This window comes from Micromonospora sp. CCTCC AA 2012012, from assembly GCF_040499845.1.
Lineage (GTDB): Bacteria > Actinomycetota > Actinomycetes > Mycobacteriales > Micromonosporaceae > Micromonospora > Micromonospora mangrovi.
This window is the reverse complement of the sequence record NZ_CP159342.1, coordinates 6,342,269-6,359,227: the sequence shown is the minus strand read 5'-3', so window position 1 is coordinate 6,359,227 and position 16,959 is coordinate 6,342,269. Positions and strand designations below refer to the sequence as shown.

Genomic DNA, 16,959 nt, shown 5'->3' with positions numbered 1-16,959 from the left:
TCGATGAAGGGCACATCGACGGGCACTGCCAGAATTACATACCGAGTATGCAAAGTGAAGTCACGAATGTGACCGTCCCGGTACGAAACAGTCGCCCGATCGGGCATCATCGTCCGATGGGTTCGATGCGGGAACGGATGCTGGCCGGCGAGGCGTACATCGCCGACGACCCGGAGATCATCGCCGACCTGGAACGGGCCGCCCGGCTCTCCGAACGCTTCAACCGCAGCTCCACGGACGACCCGACGGGGCGCCTCGCCGCACTGCGGGAACTGCTCGGCTCGCTCGGCGAGGACACCTGGATCCGCCCGCCGTTCCACTGCGACTACGGCTGGCAGACCCACATCGGGCCGCGCAGCTTCGTCAACTTCAACGCGGTCTTCCTCGACGTCGCCCGGATCACCATCGGCGCGGACGTCCAGATCGGACCGAACGTCCAACTGCTCACCGCCACCCACCCCGTCGAGCCCGAACCCCGGCGGGCCAAGTGGGAGGCCGCGCAGCCGATCACCATCGGCGACAACGTCTGGCTCGGCGGCGGCGTCATCGTGCTGGCCGGCGTCACCATCGGGGCGAACACCGTGGTCGGCGCCGGAGCCGTGGTGACCCGCGACCTACCCGCCAACGTGGTGGCGCTCGGTAACCCCGCTCGCGTCGTACGTACTCTGGAATAGCCGTCTGAGCTGCCGAAACGTCATTTCGGACAGTGGGCGATCCCTCCCCGATGGTGCACCCTGGGTAGTGAACAGGTGACCAGGGGGCAACATGGCCGAGCGGGTACTGGAACTACGCATCCACGGGGTGTCGAACACCCCGCCGGACCAGCTCCTCGGTCTGCGCCCCACGCCCGGTGGGGACGGCCCGCAGCCCTGGCTGGTGGCCGGTGGTGAGGTCACCGGCTTCTACCGCTCCACCACCGCCGGACACGACGAGCCGATCACCGTCGAGGCGTACAGCTGGGGGCAGTTGACCTCGGGCGCGCGGACCGCGCGGGACGTCGAACGCGCCCTGTGGACGCTGCTGCTCCCCTTCACCCTGGCCAACGTGGCGCTGCACGCCCGGCCCGGCATCCCGCCCGACCCCGACCGGGAACGCTGGGGCAGCCGCTCCGGCCTCGCCGCCTGGCTGATCCGACTCTTCTGCCTCAGCCTCACCAGCACGATGATCATCACAGTGGCCGGCGTCGGCGTCGACCTGATCGGCTGGCAGTGCGTCGGACCGGACTGCCTGAGCCACCTGCCCGGCCCCTGGGACTTCCTCGGCAACATCTGGTGGCGGCAGGACACCCGCGCCCTCGCCGCCGGCCTGCTGCTGCCGCTGGCCGTGCTCCTGGCGCTCGGCATGGTGGCCTGGCGCACCTACCAGTACGAGGCGCAGATGCCCGCCGAGCCGCGCCCCCGCTCCGCGTCGCGCGAGGACGGGACCGAAGCGGACCGCCACAGCGAACCACCGGAACCGTTGGAGAACCCGCTCCAGGACCCCACCTTCTGGTGCGGCGAGGGACAGCTGCGGCGGGCCGCCGTGCTTCACCTGTGCGTCGGAGCGGTGACCGCCGCCTCGGTGCCGATCGCCGCGGTGGTCATCATGGACCCACCCGTGGGCCTGCGCGCCGTCGTCGTCTGGTCGACCGTCGCCCTGCTCGCCGCCGTGCTGGTGATCGCGGCGGTCGCGGTGGGCCGCCCCTGGCTGACCCGCCGCGCCGGCGACACCCCGCTCGGCCGGTGGAGCGCGACCGTCGGGGTGCTCACCGCCCTCGGGCTGGCCGGGACGTTCCTGCTCGTGCTGCTCCCCGACGGGCCCGCCGGCACGCCCCTGTCCCACTACCGGCCGCCGACCGGCTGCGTCCGGGACCCCGGCATCGCGGGCTGCCGCACCGACCGGTCACTGCCCGGGTACGACGCGATCGTCGCCTGGCTCGCCACCTACCAGGTGCTCCTGCTCATCGCCATCGGCACGGTCACCCGGGCCGGCCGGCGGGGCCTGCTCGCCCCGGCCGCCGGTGGCGCGCTGCTGCCACTGGGAATGCTCTGGACCGAACGGGGCCTGCCCGGCGTCCCACCCGCCCCCGACGGGCTGCGCTCCTGGATGGTCGTGGTCGCGGCCATCGCCGTCGCCGCGGCCGGACTGCTGCTGCCGCGCACCCGGCCGGCCGAACCGCACCAGCCACTCGGCGCGTACACCGACCTGGCCTGGGGCGGCCGGGGCGCGGCGCTCATCGCCGGCTTCGGCTGGATGATGGCCATCGCCTACTGCGCCGGCCTGCTCTACTCGGTCAGCGACCGGCTCGACAGCCGGGCCGACCCGAGCGGCACCAGTCGGGTCGTACCGCCGCTGGCGGTGTTCTGGGCCGGGCTGGCCTGTGTGATCGCGCTGGCCGCCCTGCTCTGCGCGCTGCTGCGCGCCGGGGTGCTCTTCCACGCGCTGCGGCGGACCGAATACGCCGCCCTCACCGCGCCCGGCCCCGCCCTCTCCGCGCACGACCTGCGCCGCTGCCGCGACGTGAGCACCTACCGGGCCCTGCACCGACTCGTCGGCGAGCACGCCGTCCGGCTGATCGGCTGCTACGCCACCGTCTCCGGCGTGCTGGTGACCCTCTGCTGCGCGGCGGCCCTCTCCGGCAGCCGCCCCTCCCCCGAGACCCCGGCCGGCTGGCAGGCGGTCGTCCACACCGTCGCCAACCTCGGCGACATGATCCTCGGCTGGCTGCCGCTGGTGATCGCCGGACTCGGGCTGCTGGTCTACCGCAACGACACCGTGCGGCGCACGGTCGGCGTGCTCTGGGACATCGGCACCTTCTGGCCGCGCGCCGCCCACCCGCTCGCCCCGCCCAGCTACGCCGAACGCGCCGTGCCCGAACTCCAGACCCGCATCGCCGGCCTGCTGGCACTGGCCCCGCACGACCCCCGCCGGATGGACGGAGTGATCCTCTCCGGGCACAGCCAGGGCAGTGTCATCTGCACGGCCATGCTCTTCCAGCTCCCCCGCCGGTGGCGGCAGCGGATCTGGTTCTTCTCGTACGGCTGCCAGCTCACCCGCCTCTACGGACGGATCTTCCCCGCGTACTTCGGGCCGCCGCGGCTGCGCGCCCTCGCAGCCGCGCTCACCTGGCCCTCCGGCCACGTCGGCTGGACCAACTTCTGGCGGGACACCGACCCGCTGGGGTGGCCGGTCAGCGCCGGGGAACGGGACGTGCCGGTCGTCGACCCGGAAGCCCTGCACCCCGACGGGGGCGAGGTCGCCGACCCGCCGATCCGCAACCACAGCAGCTATCCGGAGTCGGTGGAGTTCGCCCGGGAACGGGCGGTCGTGGCCCGACTGCTGCGCCGGAGCGTCCCGTCACCCCGGCAGGGGGTCGGCTAGCCGGACCACCAGATCGGCTCGGCCGGCGGTGCCGGCCACCAGCGCCGCGTTCGTCTCGTCGCTGCCCAGCGCCCAGGCCCGCGCCTGCTCGGGCGACTTCCCGTACGCCTCGTGCCGGGCGATCAGCCGGCGCAGCCGCAGCTCCGCGGCCAGGTCCACGAACCACGCCTCGTGCAGCAGGGACCGGACCTCCTCCCACGGCTCGTCGTCCAGCAGCAGGTAGTTGCCCTCGGTCACCACCAGCCGGACCTCCGGCGGCACTTCGATCGACCCGGCGATCGGCTCCTCCAGGTCCCGCCGGAAGGCGGGCGCCCACACCGAGGTCGGCTCCAACCGACGCAGCCGACGCAGCAGGGAGACGAACCCGTTGACGTCGAAGGTGTCCGGGGCGCCCTTGCGCCCGTCCCGGCCCAACCGGGCCAGCTCCGGCCCGGCGAGGTGGAACCCGTCCATCGGCACCAGCCGGGCGGTCGGCCCGACCTCGGCGACGATCCGCTCCGCCAGGGTCGACTTGCCGGCCCCCGGTGCCCCGGCGACGCCGAGCAGCTGCCGTGGACCGGCCTCGGCGAGGACCCGGGCCCGGGCCGCCAGCTCGTCGAACGGGAGAACCTGTGCCGGGGGCATCAGCCGAGAACCGGCTCGCTGATCGTGAACCGGGCCTCCACCGCCGCCTGCACGCTCTGCGGGCGCGGATCCAGCTCCAGCTCCGGCGGGGCACCACCGGCCACCCCACCCGCCCGGCCGAACTCCGCCGACCGGGCGAACATCGGCTGCGCGGCCAGCCCCGTGTCGGCCAGCTCCAGCAGGGCGGTGATCCGGGCGCCGAGCGCCTCCGCGTACTCCCGGGCGCGGGCCAGCGCGTCGGCGATCGCCGCCCGCCGCGCCTCCCGGTACGCCGGGCTGTCCGGCCGCAGCGACCACCACGGGCCGGCGACCTCGACCTGGTCCTGGTCGGCCAGGCGCAGCATCAGCTCACCCAGCGCGGTGAAGTCGGTGACGGTCACGGTGGTGGTGACACTGCCGTGGTAGGCCACCACCCGCTCCCCCGAGCGCTTCGTCTCGGGCCAGACCCGCAGCTCGCCGGCCTCCCGCCGGTCGATCACGGGGCCGGCGGAGTCCAGCAGGACCCGGACCGCCGCCGCCCGCTCGGCCAGCCGGGTCAGCGTCGCCTCCCGGTCCCGGTCCCGGGCCGTCGCGGTCACACTGAACCGCGCCAGCTCGGGAGCGACCTCCCGGTACGCCTCGCCGCGTACCGCCACGACCGGTCCGTCCACCATGCCCCCACCCTAGCCGCGCGCGGACCGGCCCGCGCGAGCGTCGCGGTCAGGCCGGGCGTTCCCCGGCGTACGCCACCCGCCCGTCCACGACGCGGCACTCGGTGAGGTGCCCCCCGGCGGAGCCCAGCCCCAGCAGCCACGCCAACTCCTCGGCCTGCTCGCCGACCACGGCGAACTCCCGCCGTTCCCTGGTCAGCTGCCGCTCGAAGAGGCCGGTTCGGGCGGCCCTCCCCTCCTCGTGCAGCTCCACCAGGGCCGTCCGGTCCGCGGCGCCCAGTGCGGCGGCCAGCTCGTCCAGCACGCCGCCCACCCGGGCCAGCTCCTCCAGCACCCGCGCCCGGTTGCCGAGGAGCATGTTGACGGTGCGCTCCGACGGGGTCGCGGCGACCCTGGTGCCGTCGCGGAAACTGCCGGCGGCGAGACCGAGCACCGCGTCCCGCAGCTCGGCCCGGTGCACCGCCCCCGCGAGCGCCCGGGCGAGCAGGTGCGGCACATGCGAGGAGAGCGCCACCACCGCGTCGTGCTCGGTCGGTGACATGGGCACCACGTGCGCGCGGAAGACCCGGATGACCAGGTCGGCCAGCCAACGGAAGGCGGCCGTGCCGGCGCCACCGGCGGGACACAGCACCCAGGCGGCCCCGTCGAAGAGCGCCGGATCGGCCGACGTGAGGCCGGCCCGGTCCGTACCGGCCATCGGGTGACCGGGCACGAAACGGTCGGTGAGCCCGTGCGCCTCGGCGAAGGCGGCCAGCTCCCCTTTGGTGCTGCCCACGTCGGTCAGCACGCACCGCTCACCGACGAGGCCGGCGACGCGCAGCAGGGTCTCCGGCAGCGTGGGCAGAGGTCCGCAGAGAAACACCACCTGCCGGCCGGCGACCGCCTCGTCGAGGCTCTCCGCGCAGGTGACCCCCGACGCGGCGGCGTACCCCCGGGTCGTCGGGTCCGGGTCCCAGCCGGTCACGTCGAAGCCGGCGTCGCGCAGCCGCAGCAGCACCGACCCGCCGATCAGACCGGTGCCGATCACGGCGGCCCGCACTCCGACCAGCTCTGCTCCCGGCAGCGACGGCTCCACCTCGCCGGCCCGTTCCGCCCCGCCGTCCGTCATGAAGAAGCCGCCCGCCGGTCAGGCGCGCAACCGGTCGGCGACCGCCGCGACGTGTTCGTCGGACTCGGTGAGCGCCACCCGGACGTGCCGGGCGCCCGCTGGGCCGTAGAAGATCCCGGCGGCGACCAGGATGCCCCGTCGGGCCAGCCAGTCGACGGTCTCCCAGCAGTCCTCGTCGCGGGTCATCCAGAGATAGAGCCCGGCCTCGGAGTGCTCGACGGTGAAGCCGGCACCGGTGAAGGCGGCGTACAGCTGTTCGCGACGGGCCCGGTAGCGCTCCCGCTGCGCGTCGGCGTGGGCCTCGTCGCCGAGCGCCGCGACCATCGCCGCCTGGACCGGTGCGGGCACGATCATGCCGGCGTGCTTCCGGATCTTGAGCAGCTCGGCGACCAGCGCCGGATCGCCGGCGACGAAGCCGGCCCGGTAGCCGGCCAGGTTGGAGCGCTTGGAGAGCGAGTGCACCGCCAGCACCCCGTCGTACGAGCCGCCGCAGACCTCGGGCGAGAGGACCGAGACGGGTTCGGCGTCCCAGCCGAGCGGCAGATAGCACTCGTCGCTGGCGACCACGGCACCCCGCTCGCGCGCCCAGTCCACCACCTTGCGCAGGTGGGTGGCGGGGAGCACCCGCCCGGTCGGGTTGCCGGGCGAGTTGATCCACACCAGGCGTACCCGGGAACTCGGTCCGACCGCGGTCAGCGAGTCGGTCCGTACGGTGGTGGCGCCCGCCAGCCGCGCCCCGTCCTCGTAGGTCGGGTAGGCGATGGACGGCACCACCACGATGTCACCGGGGCCGACGCCCAGCAGCGTGGGCAGCCACGCGACCAGCTCCTTGGAACCGATCGTGGGCAGCACGCCGAGACCGTCGGCCCCTGCGCCGCAGGCCCGGGCCACCCAGGCCGCGATGGCGTCCCGCAGCGCGGGCGAGCCCGCGGTCAGCGGATAGCCGGGCGCGTTCGACGCGTCGGCCAGCGCCTGCCGGATGACCGGGGGAACCGGATCGACCGGCGTGCCCATCGAGAGGTTGATGAGACCGTCCGGGTGCGCCGCGGCCGTCGTGGCCGCGGCGTCCAGGGTGTCCCAGGTGAAGTCGGGCAGCCGCGACGAGACCGGCGCGGGCCGGTTCAGTGGCCCTCTCCGCGCGGCGGCTGGGCGGCGACGAACGTCGCGTCCTTCTCCACCTTGCCGATCTTGGAGGCGCCGCCCGGCGAGCCGAGGTCCTCGAAGAACTCGTAGTTCGCCCCGGTGTAGTCCTTCCACTGCTCCGGGACGTCGTCCTCGTAGAAGATCGCCTCCACCGGGCAGACCGGCTCACAGGCCCCGCAGTCGACGCACTCGTCGGGGTGGATGTAGAGCATCCGGTTGCCCTCGTAAATGCAGTCGACCGGGCACTCCTCGATGCAAGCCTTGTCGAGCACATCCACGCACGGCTCGGCGATGATGTAGGTCACCGGTCTTCTCCTCCGCAGACTCGTCGCGATCACCCGCGACGGTAAGAGCCTAGTATCTCGCCGGGGAGGGGGTGAATCGTGCTCCGACAGCAGGATGTGGGACACCGCATCGTGGTCCGCCGCATTGTGGGGATTCGCGAAGGCCGGCCGCTCTTCACCGACGCCCTCGGGGAGCTGGTCGAGCTGAACGAGACCCACATCACCCTGGCCACGGCGCAGGGTCGGTTGCGGGTGCCGGTCAGCGAGGTGCACCGGGCGAAGCGGGTGCCACCGGCCCGCCGGCCGACCGCCGCCGCGGTGGTCGCGTTGGAACTGGCCGCCGACGAGGCCTGGCCGGCGCCCGTCCAGGGCCGGCTCGGTGACTGGCGGCTGCGCAGCGCCGAGGGGTGGACCGGCCGGGCCAACTCGGCGCTCCCGGTCGGCGACCCGGACCGCCCGCTGCCCGCCGCCCTGGACGCCGTCGAACGCTGGTACGCCGACCGGGGCCAGCCCGCCCTGGTCAACACGCCCCTGCCGCTGGCCGCGCCGGTCGGCGCGGAGCTGGACGCCCGCGGGTGGGGCGCCCGCCCCCTCACGGTGGTGCAGACCGTCGCGCTCGCCGGGCTGCCGCCGACCCCGACCGACCGGGCGGGCCTGCCGCCGGTCGAGCTGGCGACCGCGCCGTCGGAGGCCTGGTTGGCGGTCGCCGCCGGCCGCAAGGGCGGCCTGCCGGACGCCGCCCGCCACATTCTCACCGCCGTGGACCGGGTCCGCTTCGCCCAGGTGTACGCCGGCGGCGAGCTGCTCGCCATCGGCCGTGGCACCGTCACCGGTGACGGCCGCTGGCTCGGCCTCACCCTGGTCGAGGTGGCGCCGCAGGTGCGTCGGCAGGGTCTCGCCCGCCGGGTGATCCGGTCGCTGGTCGACTGGGGCGCGGCGGAGGGGGCCACCCACGCCTTCCTCCAGGTCGAACAGCGCAACACCCCGGCGGTGACCCTCTACCGGGGGCTGGGTTTCACCACCCACCACACCTACCTGACCCGGGTCGCCCCGGCCTGAGCCGCAGCCGCGAGAGGAAGGTTTCGGCAGGTCGTCGAGGGTAGGGGTAACGGGAGGCGGCACGACGCGGGTCGCCGCACCCCGGACAGGAAGGACCCGTTCGATGGCCAGTCAGAGCGCATCGCAGCGCGCCAGCGGCTCGACGGCGACGAAGAACGTCCCCGGCAACCAGACCCCGAACACCCCCGAGGTGAACGAGAGCGAGATCGCCCGGCTGAAGGTCGACCAGCTCCGCGACCGACTCCGCCGACGCGGCATCACCGGCACCGCCGACTGGCGCAAGGACGCCCTGGTCGACGCCCTCGTCAAGGCCCTGCGCGAGGGCCGCCGGACGGTACGGTCCCGCGCGAACTCCCGCGCCACCGGCGACTCGCGCCGCACCTCCGGCGGGAAGCAGGGCAACGGTGGGGAGCGGCCGGGCAACCAGACCCCGAACACCCCCGAGGTGAAGGAGAGCGAGATCGCCCGGCTGAAGGTCGACCAGCTGCGCGACCGACTCCGCCGACGCGGCATCACCGGCACCGCCGACTGGCGCAAGAACGACCTGGTCGACGCGTTGATCAAGGCGCTGCGCGAGGGCCGCAGGACCGTCCGTTCCGGCAGCGGCACCTCCGGGCGGCGAGCCGAGCACTCGAACTCCGGGCCGAACGGGCCCTCCCACTCCGCGTCGAACGGAGCGTCGGCCTCCGCGTCGAACGGAGCGTCGACCTCCCCGTCGAACCGAGCGTCGGCCTCCTCGTCGAACCGAGGGTCGGCCTCTGCGTCGAACCGAGGGTCGGCCTCCTCGTCAGGCGGGCGGGCGAGCTCACCGTCGGGTGAGCGGTCGGCCACCCGGTCGAGCGGGCGGTCGGACTCGTCGCGGGGCGGCGAGCAGGTCGGCGCCGACACCGCGGCGACGGCGGTCACCGCCGAGCTGGAAGAGGTGGAGCGGCAGGCGGCGCAGCTCGCCGAGGTGGCCCCGCAGGCGCCCGAGGTCGAGCAGGTCGAGCGGCGCGCGGCGGAACTGGAGGAGGAGGCGACGGGGAGCATCGCCTCGCCGCCCGACACGCCGGCCCTGCTGGCGGCCCCGGTCGGTGCGGAGTCCGGTCAGGCGGGGTCCGACGCTGAGGAGTCCGGCCGGGCGGAGTCCGACGGTGCGAAGTCCGGCGGTGCGGAGTCCGGTCAGGCGAAGTCCGGCGGTGCGGAGTCCGGCCGGGCGGGGTCCGGCGGTGGGACAGGGTCCGGTGGTACGGAGCGCGGCGGGGAGCAGGTCGCACTGCCGACCGGCTCCGGCACGGCTGCGGACACCGGATCGGATGCCCGGGTTCCCCTCCCGCGCTCCGACAGCGGCGACGGGGACACGGCGGCGCGGCAGCCGGTGCGTACGTCGGGCGACGGGTCCGGGCCGGCGGTGACCATGGAGTCGGCGGACCGGGTGCTGACGTCGATGATGCCGCCGGAGCTGGACCAGGTGGACGAGGTGGTCACGCCCGAGGGCACCATGATCACCACCGGTGGGGACCGGGTGACCGAGTCCGAGGCCACCTCGCCGCTCCCCACCGACCGGGACCGCCGCCGCACCTGAGCTGGTCGGCCTGGCCGCATGATCGTCTGCTGTTCAGCGCACCCGATGTCGGCGTGTCACCACCGTCAACAGCAGACGATCATGCGGCGGCGGCCAGCCGGGCGCAGACCGGCGAGCTTGTCGGGCGATCGGCCGGGTCAGCGACGGACGACCCGGCGGGGCTTGGCGGCCTTCAGCTGGGCGTAGCGCTTGAGCTGCTGGGAGCGGTGGTCGCGGCCCAGGGCGGTGAGCACGAGATAGCCGACGAGCACGCCGGCGGCGGTGGCCGCCAGATAGAGCCAGATCTGGGCGAAGAAGAGCCCGGCACCACCGGCGAACGGGTTCTGGCCGACCAGCAGCGGTGCGACGAAGACGGTCAACGCGAGCGCCACGGCCACCGTGACGACCAGATCGGTGGACCATCGGGCGACGGGACGGTCCCGGCCCCAGCGGAACGCCATCACGGCGAGGATCAGGCCGATGACCAGGAACATCACCCACGAGACCCGGTCGGCGGCGCTGTCGTCCTCGTCGAAGCCGAGCTTGATCACCAGCCGGGCCAGCACGTTGACCAGGAACAGCGTCCCCGCCAGCACGCCCACCGCGCGCCACCGCTGGCTCATCGCCCACCTCCCGCCGTACCGCCCGCCGGGGCGGCGGGTCCTCTGGCAGGAATATCTACCACCGCGGCCCGGGTGTCGTCATCACCCGTCGTGGTGGACCGGTGGCGCGAGCATCTGCCGGAAGCCCATCACGGCGAAGGTCATCGCACCGGCGACGATCATCGCGAGACCGACCCAGTTGTCGCCGGAGAGCAGCAGGTCCCCCTCGGTGGTGCGGACCGAGGCCACCGCCATCAGCACGAACCAGGGCAGCGCCGGCAGCACGACCGACCAGCGGCGGCCCACCACCTCGTGGGCGAACCAGCTCAGCGCGATGCCCGCGCCGACCGCCACCAGCACCGACACCCCGATGAGCTGTCCACCCACCCGGACGGTGGCCAGCAGCAGCTCCAGCACCGCCGAGAGCAGGCCGGCGACGACGGCGATCACCCCGCCGACGAGTCGCAGGACGAGGTCGAGGCCGCGCCGTGGGCGTGCGGTCGGCGCGCTGGGCTCCTGGCCGGGCAGGACCGACATGGGGGCGGTGGTCACCGGTGACCGGCCGCGACGACCGGGGACCGGTCCGGCCCGTCGTCCAGGGCCAGGCCGGCGAAGAGGTCGTCCTCCCAGCCGTACGGGCCGGCGCCCGGGCCCTTGTCGCCGACCGCCAGGGTGAAGTACTCCACGCCCATGAACTCGGCGCCGAAGTTGCCGGCGATGGCATAGAGCCAGGAGGTGGCGGGGATCTGCGTGGCGTGCGCCCGCATCGCCGCCTCCTTGGCGGCGTGCTGGTCGGTGGCGTCGATCCGGGCGGCGATCTCCGGGTCGGGGGTGCCGAAGGGCAGCTCGTCGACGTCGTCGATGCCCGCGAAGGGGTTGTCCGAGGACTCCTCGAAGTGGCTCATGCCGGCCTCCAGCACGCTGCGCGGCATGGCCGTCCAGTAGACCTTCGCCGGGGCGACGCCCTCGACGGCGGCCAGTTCCACGGCCCGCATCGCCACCCGGTGCGCCTGGATGTGGTCGGGGTGGCCGTAGAAGCCGTTCGGGTCGTACGTGATCATGACCTGGGGGCGGACCTCGCGCATGATCTCCACCAGTTGCCCGGCGGCGGAGTCCAGGTCGGCCTGCCAGAACGCCCGGGGGTGCTCGTTGGTGGCCAGCCCCATCATCCCCGAGTCGCGGTAGCGGCCCGCGCCGCCGAGGAAGCGGTGGTCGGTGACGCCGAGCGCGGCGCAGGCGGCGGCGAGCTCACCGATCCGGTAGCCGCCGAGCTGGTCGGCCTCGGCGGCGGCGAGCTGGGCCAGCGCCGGCACGTGGATCTCGCCCTCCTCGCCCAACGTGCAGGTCACCAGCGTGACGTGGGCGCCGGCGGCGGCGTAGTGGGCCATCGTCGAGCCGGTGCCGATCGACTCGTCGTCGGGGTGCGCGTGGACCAGCAGCAGGCGGCGGTCGGGCAGCGTCGTCACGACCGTCACTCTAACCGGCAGTGGTGTCCCACCGAGCTTCACGCGTCCGCTCAGGTCGGCCACATCACGCCCGACGCGCGCCTACGATCCGAAGCGTGGACTTTCCCGAGCTGGCCGCCCGTACCCGTCGGTTCAGCCACGGGGCGCCGCGCGCGGTCACCGTGACCGACGACGGTTCCCGGGTGATCTTCCTGCGCTCGGCCGGCCCGGAGGACCCGGCCGACGCCCTCTGGCTGCTGGACGTCGACTCCGGCGAGGAGCGGCTGGTCGCCGACCCGGCGACGCTGCTCGGCGCGGACGGCGACCCGGCCGCCCTCGCCCCCGGCGAGCGGGCCCTGCGGGAACGCCTGCGGCTCAGCGCCGCCGGCATCGGCTCGTACGCCCTGGACGGGGCCGGCCGGATCGCGGCGTTCGCCCTCGCGGGCCGGCTGTTCCGGGCCGATCTGGTGCACGGGGACGTGATCGAGGTGGCCACCGTCGGCCCGGTGATCGACCCGCGCCCCGACCCGACCGGCGAGCGGCTGGCGTACGTCACCGACGCCGCCGAGGGGGTCCGCCGGGGTCAGCTGCGGGTGGTCGACCCGGACGGCACGGACAACCTGCTCGCGGGTGAGGACAGCGGGGTGACCTGGGGGCTGGCCGAGCACATCGCCGCCGAGGAGTTCGACCGGTTCCGTGGCTACTGGTGGGCGCCGGACGGGCGCTCGGTGCTGGCCGCCCGGGTGGACGAGTCCCGGCTGCCGCACTGGTACCTGCACGACCCGGCCGACCCGACCAGCCGGCCGACCACCGTCGCCTACCCGGTGGCGGGCGGCCCGAACGCGGAGGTCAGCCTGCACCTGCTCGACCTGGACGACGGCTGGGTCGACGTGCACTGGGACCGGGAGACCTACCCGTACCTGACCTCGGTGGACTGGGCGGACGGCGGCCCGCTGATCACCGTGCTGCGCCGTTCCCAGCAGCACGGGCTGGTGCTCGCGGTGGACCCGCGGACCGGCGAGACGCAGGTGCACGCCGAGCTGGCCGACCCACGCTGGGTGGAGCCGATCCCCGGCACGCCGGCGCACCTGCCGGACGGTCGGGTGCTGGTCGGCGGCGAGCTGGCCCACGACGGGTACGACGCCCGCTGCCTCTTCGCCGACGGCACCCTGCTCACCCCGCCGTCGCTCTACGTACGCCGGGTGGTGGGCCGGCTGCCGGCGGGGCCGAACGGGCCGGCGGACCTGCTGGTCGAGGCGAGCGAGGGGGAACCGAGCCAGCGGCACCTCTACCGGGTCCGCACCACGATCGGCGGTGGCGTGGACGCCCGCCGGATGAGCAGCGATCCGGGCTGGCACACCGCCGCGATCGGCGGCTCCACGCTGGTCGTGGGCAGCGCCTCGCTGGACCACCCGGGCACCCGCTGGTCGGTGTGGCACGACGACCGCGAGGTGGCCCAGATCCGCTCGTTCGCCGCGAACCCGCCGTACGCGCCGCGGCCGATGCTGGTGCGGGTGACCGACCGGCGGCTGCCGACGGCCGTGCTCTATCCGGCCGACCACGTCAAGGGCACCCGGCTGCCGGTGCTGCTGGACATCTACGGCGGCCCGGGGCACCAGGAGGTGGTCGCGGCCCGGGCGGCCTGGCTGGAGCGGCAGTGGTGGGCCGAGGCCGGCTTCGCGGTGGTGACCATCGACAACCGGGGCACCCCCGGGGTGGCGCCGTCATTCGAGAAGGCGATCCACCGGCGGCTCGCCGACGTGATCCTCTCCGACCAGGTGGACGCGCTGACCGCGCTCGCCGACAAGCACCCGGACCTGGACCTGGCGCGGGTGGCGGTGCGGGGCTGGTCGTTAGGCGGCTGGCTGGCCGGGCTGGCGGTGCTGCGCCACCCGGAGCTGTTCCGCTGCGCGATCGTGGGCGCGCCGGTCACCGACTGGACGTTGTACGACACCGCGTACACCGAGCGCTATCTCGGCCTGCCGGACGACGGGATGGACGTGTACGCGCACCATTCGCTGGTGGAGCTGGCCGCCGAGCCGCTCGGCGCGACGGACCAGGCCCGGCCGATGCTGCTGGTGCACGGCCTGGTGGACGACAACGTGGTGGCGGCGCACACGCTGCGGCTGTCGGCGGCGCTGCTGGCCGCCGGGCGACCGCACGCGGTGCTGCCGCTGACCGGGGCGACCCACATGGCCGCCGGCGGTACGGCGGAACGCCTGCTCCGGCTGGAGCTGGACTTCCTCCGTACGCACCTGTGACGAGGGGCCCCCGCGGTGTGCGGGGGCCCCTCGTGACGGGCGGTTACTGCTTGACGTACGCGCTGGTCAGCGCCGGGTAGCCGAAGATGCTGGACAGGTAGATCCCGCCCACCTTCGAGCCGTGCAGGTAGTACCCCTGCTCGACGAAGAGCGGTACGGCCGGGGCCAGCTCCTTCATGATCCGCTGGTCGAGCTTGGCCCACTCCTTGCCCTGCTCACCGGCGGGCATGGCGAGCACCCGGTCGAACTCCTTGTTGATCTCGTCGCTGTTGACGTACGAGGTGTTGCTGTTGTTCTCGGCCTTGATGGTGCGGCCGTCGAAGAGCACCGGCAGGATCGCCGCGCCGCTGGGCCAGTCGGCGGCCCACTGGTTGATGTAGAGGTCGTACGGGTTGTTCTTCTTGCCGACCTCGTCGAGCTTGGCGTCGGTCGGGATGGTCTTCACCGTGATCTTGAAGCCGGCCTTCTCCAGGTTGCCCTTGAGCTGGGTGGCCAGTTCCGGCGAGTCGTCGCTGATGCCGAGCACCAGCTCCGGGGTCTTGCCGGCGAGCAGCTCCTTGGCCTTCTCGACGTTGCCGTTCGGGCCGGCCGGGTAGGCGTCGTACTTCTCGTAGCCGATGGTCGAGGGCGGCATCAGGGTGGTGACGGCCTTGGCCGACGCCTCGCCGCCGTACGCCTTGATGAAGCCGTCGCGGTCGACGGCGTAGTTCAGCGCCTGCCGCACCGCCAGGTCCGGCACCCGCTGGGTGTTGATCTCGAGCCGCCACAGGCTCGGCGTCTGGCCGCGCACCGAGCGGTCCTTGAGGGCCGCGTCACCGGTGACCCGGGCGACCAGCGCGGAGGGCACGCCGTTCCAGCCCAGCGCCGTCTGGTCGTCGCCGTTGTCGGCGATCACCCGGTTGGCGCCCGCCTCGGCGTCCGGGCCGAAGGCCCAGACGATCCTGTCCGGGTACGCGTGCCGCACCGGGTCGGTCTTCGGGTCCCAGTTCTCGTTCCGCTCCATCACCAGCTCGACACCCGCGGTGTTCTTGGTGATCTTGTATGGCCCGGAGGAGAACGGCTGGTTGTCCAGGTTGACGCCGGTGTCCTTCTCCGGCTTCAGCGGAGCCGTGTACGGCAGCGACGCGGCGAACGGCAGGTCGCAGTGCGGCTTGGCGAACTCGAACTTCAGCGTCTTGGCGTCCGGCGTGGTCAGGCCCGGGGGCAACGACGTCTTGTTCGCCTTGAAGTTCCACTTGGTGTCGTACTGCGGGCTGTCGGCGAGCCACTCCTGCAGGTAGGTGGGGCCGCCGGTCAGGTCGGGGTCGAAGGAACGGGCGATGCCGTACGCGATCTCCTTGGAGGTGATCGGGCTGCCGTCCTCGAACTTCACCCCGTCCTTGACCTTGAACTCCCAGACCTTGCAGTCCTTGTTGACATCGGTGCCCGGGGTCTCGGCCAGGTCGCCGACCAGGGTCACCTTGCCGGAGCCGTCGTCCTTGAAGGTGGTCAGGAAGCGGGCGTACAGCGGCGCGTTCATCAGGCCGGCGAAGGAATAGACCCGCTGCGGGTCGATGTGCGAGATCTTGGTCTCCCGGATCACCCGGAAGGTGCCGCCCTTGGCGGCGCCCGGCACCTCGGCGGCCGGACCCATCGAGTCCTTCGGGTCGGTGGCGATCGAACCGCTCTGCACCCGGTCGGCGTCGTTACCGCCGTCGGTGCCCTTGTTCTCGCTGCACGCCCCCATCACCGCGAGCAGTGCGAGCGCTCCGCCTGCGGCGGCTGCCCTCTTCAAGCGCATCTGCGCCCTCCCTATCTGGAGCCTCGTCAGACGACGTAGGAAAACTACGGTTTGTGTAACAGAAGGCGGCGAATTTCTCCATGCCCCGCCGGGGTGCCGTTGCGCTATCGCAACCGGACCCGCGGGTCGATGGCGGCATAGAGGATGTCCACCACGATGTTGGCGACCACGATGAAGACCGCCGAGATCAGCACGGTGGCCATGATGGTCGGCAGGTCGCCGCCCTTGACCGCGTCCACCGCGGTCCGGCCGAGCCCCTGGATGCCGAAGGTGGTCTCGGTGATCACCGTGCCGCCGAGCGCGCTGCCCACGTCGAGACCGGCGATGGTGACGATCGGGGTGATCGCCGCGCGCAGCGCGTGCCGCCCGTACACCTTGGGTTTGGCCAGGCCCTTGGCCCGCGCGGTCCGGACGAAGTCCTCCGAGAGCGTCTCCAGCATCTGCGCCCGGGACAGCCGGGCATAGATCGCGGAGAAGAGGAAGGCCAGCGACACCCAGGCGAGCACCAGCCCGCTGGCCCACTTCACCGGATTGTCGAACAACGACGTGTAGCTCGGCGTCGGCGTGATCCGCAGGTTGTAGGTGAAGATCAGCAGGAGCACCGCGCCGACGAAGTAGAGCTGCATGGAGGCCCCGGTCAGCGAGAAGCCGATCGCCAGCCGGTCCACCAGCGTGCCCCGCCGCAGCGCCGAGATCATGCCCAGCCCGACCCCGAGCGCCAGCCACAGCACGGCCGCCGGGATGACGATGCTCAGCGTCACCGGCAGCACCCGGAGCAGGGTGTCGGTGACCGCCTCGCTGTTGACGTAGGAGTAGCCGAGGCAGGGGGCGTCACACCGGCCGCCCTGGGAGCTGCCCAGGTCCCGGCCGGTGACGATGCCCTTCATGTAGTTGGCGTACTGCTCCGGCAGCGGGTCGCGCAGGCCCAGCTCCTCGCGGACCCGCTCCAGCCGCTCCGCGTTGCAGTTCTTCGGGCACATCCCGCTGACCGGGTCGCGGGGCAGCCCGAAGAACATCAGGAAACTGAGCACGCTCACCGCGAAGAGGGTGAGCACGGCGGTCAGCAGCCGCCGGACCAGGAATCGGGTCATGGGAGAGCC

The 16,959-nt window shown here is 73.3% G+C and carries 15 protein-coding genes; 5 read left to right on the top strand and 10 right to left on the bottom strand.

From position 1 onward, the window contains the following. The first annotated feature begins 116 nt into the window (after positions 1-116). Both ABUL08_RS28840 and ABUL08_RS28835 read left to right on the top strand, forming a co-directional pair. Complete coding sequence (locus ABUL08_RS28840) at positions 117-674, top strand: sugar O-acetyltransferase (protein WP_350933196.1); 558 nt, start codon at positions 117-119, stop codon at positions 672-674. Positions 675-765: 91 nt separating this feature from the next. Beyond that, positions 766-3,360 carry a hypothetical protein gene (locus tag ABUL08_RS28835; protein WP_350933195.1) on the top strand — a complete coding sequence of 865 codons (2,595 nt, stop codon included), beginning with the start codon at positions 766-768 and terminating at the stop codon, positions 3,358-3,360. Here the strand turns inward: ABUL08_RS28835 and ABUL08_RS28830 are convergent. The 5 genes from ABUL08_RS28830 to fdxA are packed head-to-tail and all read right to left on the bottom strand — an operon-like array spanning position 3,337 to position 7,190. After that, entirely contained in the window at positions 3,337-3,984 is a 648-nt protein-coding gene (locus ABUL08_RS28830) for a nucleoside/nucleotide kinase family protein (RefSeq protein WP_350933194.1), read from the bottom strand. The two genes, ABUL08_RS28835 and ABUL08_RS28830, sit on opposite strands and share 24 nt — an antisense overlap. Next, positions 3,984-4,637: an SIMPL domain-containing protein gene (locus ABUL08_RS28825; RefSeq protein ID WP_350933193.1), complete on the bottom strand. Its 654-nt coding sequence runs from the start codon at positions 4,635-4,637 to the stop codon at positions 3,984-3,986. Before ABUL08_RS28825 ends, ABUL08_RS28830 begins: the two co-directional genes overlap by 1 nt. 46 nt (positions 4,638-4,683) lie before the next feature. Beyond that, positions 4,684-5,742 (bottom strand): prephenate dehydrogenase, encoded by a 1,059-nt coding sequence (locus ABUL08_RS28820; protein WP_350933192.1) that lies wholly within the window; start codon positions 5,740-5,742, stop codon positions 4,684-4,686. Between the two features lie 18 nt (positions 5,743-5,760). Further along, complete coding sequence (gene dapC, locus ABUL08_RS28815) at positions 5,761-6,867, bottom strand: succinyldiaminopimelate transaminase (RefSeq protein ID WP_350938888.1); 1,107 nt, start codon at positions 6,865-6,867, stop codon at positions 5,761-5,763. Next, complete coding sequence (gene fdxA, locus ABUL08_RS28810; protein WP_007464872.1) at positions 6,864-7,190, bottom strand: ferredoxin; 327 nt, start codon at positions 7,188-7,190, stop codon at positions 6,864-6,866. The genes dapC and fdxA overlap by 4 nt, the downstream gene beginning before the upstream one ends. Positions 7,191-7,268: 78 nt before the next feature. Here fdxA and ABUL08_RS28805 point away from each other — a divergent pair, with 78 nt between their 5' ends. Both ABUL08_RS28805 and ABUL08_RS28800 read left to right on the top strand, forming a co-directional pair. Continuing rightward, a complete protein-coding gene (locus ABUL08_RS28805; protein ID WP_350933191.1) occupies positions 7,269-8,228 on the top strand; it encodes a GNAT family N-acetyltransferase in 960 nt (319 codons plus the stop codon). A 103-nt stretch (positions 8,229-8,331) separates the two neighbouring features. Further along, entirely contained in the window at positions 8,332-9,792 is a 1,461-nt protein-coding gene (locus ABUL08_RS28800; RefSeq protein ID WP_350933190.1) for a hypothetical protein, read from the top strand. 137 nt (positions 9,793-9,929) lie between these two features. Here the strand turns inward: ABUL08_RS28800 and ABUL08_RS28795 are convergent, their stop codons facing one another. From ABUL08_RS28795 to mshB, 3 genes are all read right to left on the bottom strand, one after another. Then, the gene (locus tag ABUL08_RS28795; RefSeq protein ID WP_350933189.1) at positions 9,930-10,394 is read right to left on the bottom strand and encodes a hypothetical protein; all 465 of its coding nucleotides are present in this window, start codon (positions 10,392-10,394) and stop codon (positions 9,930-9,932) included. 81 nt (positions 10,395-10,475) lie between these two features. Beyond that, positions 10,476-10,910: a hypothetical protein gene (locus ABUL08_RS28790; RefSeq protein ID WP_350933188.1), complete on the bottom strand. Its 435-nt coding sequence runs from the start codon at positions 10,908-10,910 to the stop codon at positions 10,476-10,478. Between the two features lie 11 nt (positions 10,911-10,921). Then, entirely contained in the window at positions 10,922-11,848 is a 927-nt protein-coding gene (gene mshB, locus ABUL08_RS28785) for an N-acetyl-1-D-myo-inositol-2-amino-2-deoxy-alpha-D-glucopyranoside deacetylase (protein WP_350933186.1), read from the bottom strand. 86 nt (positions 11,849-11,934) lie between these two features. Between mshB and ABUL08_RS28780 the strand changes: the two genes are divergently transcribed. Further along, positions 11,935-14,079, top strand: a complete 2,145-nt coding sequence (locus ABUL08_RS28780) for a S9 family peptidase (RefSeq protein ID WP_350933185.1) — start codon at positions 11,935-11,937, stop codon at positions 14,077-14,079. Between the two features lie 43 nt (positions 14,080-14,122). Here the strand turns inward: ABUL08_RS28780 and ABUL08_RS28775 are convergent, their stop codons facing one another. Beyond that, positions 14,123-15,859 (bottom strand): ABC transporter substrate-binding protein, encoded by a 1,737-nt coding sequence (locus ABUL08_RS28775; RefSeq protein ID WP_350933184.1) that lies wholly within the window; start codon positions 15,857-15,859, stop codon positions 14,123-14,125. Between the two features lie 104 nt (positions 15,860-15,963). Then, positions 15,964-16,950: an ABC transporter permease gene (locus tag ABUL08_RS28770; protein WP_350933183.1), complete on the bottom strand. Its 987-nt coding sequence runs from the start codon at positions 16,948-16,950 to the stop codon at positions 15,964-15,966. Positions 16,951-16,959 lie beyond the last annotated feature (9 nt).

Coding starts and splice junctions, on each gene's coding strand:
- ABUL08_RS28795 (WP_350933189.1), bottom strand. CDS start 10,394: ATGAGCCAGCGGTGGCGCGCGGTGGGCGTGCTGGCGGGGACGCTGTTC.
- ABUL08_RS28790 (WP_350933188.1), bottom strand. CDS start 10,910: ATGTCGGTCCTGCCCGGCCAGGAGCCCAGCGCGCCGACCGCACGCCCA.
- ABUL08_RS28770 (WP_350933183.1), bottom strand. CDS start 16,950: ATGACCCGATTCCTGGTCCGGCGGCTGCTGACCGCCGTGCTCACCCTC.
- ABUL08_RS28840 (WP_350933196.1), top strand. CDS start 117: ATGGGTTCGATGCGGGAACGGATGCTGGCCGGCGAGGCGTACATCGCC.
- ABUL08_RS28775 (WP_350933184.1), bottom strand. CDS start 15,859: ATGCGCTTGAAGAGGGCAGCCGCCGCAGGCGGAGCGCTCGCACTGCTC.
- ABUL08_RS28835 (WP_350933195.1), top strand. CDS start 766: ATGGCCGAGCGGGTACTGGAACTACGCATCCACGGGGTGTCGAACACC.
- ABUL08_RS28830 (WP_350933194.1), bottom strand. CDS start 3,984: ATGCCCCCGGCACAGGTTCTCCCGTTCGACGAGCTGGCGGCCCGGGCC.
- ABUL08_RS28820 (WP_350933192.1), bottom strand. CDS start 5,742: ATGACGGACGGCGGGGCGGAACGGGCCGGCGAGGTGGAGCCGTCGCTG.
- ABUL08_RS28825 (WP_350933193.1), bottom strand. CDS start 4,637: ATGGTGGACGGACCGGTCGTGGCGGTACGCGGCGAGGCGTACCGGGAG.
- ABUL08_RS28800 (WP_350933190.1), top strand. CDS start 8,332: ATGGCCAGTCAGAGCGCATCGCAGCGCGCCAGCGGCTCGACGGCGACG.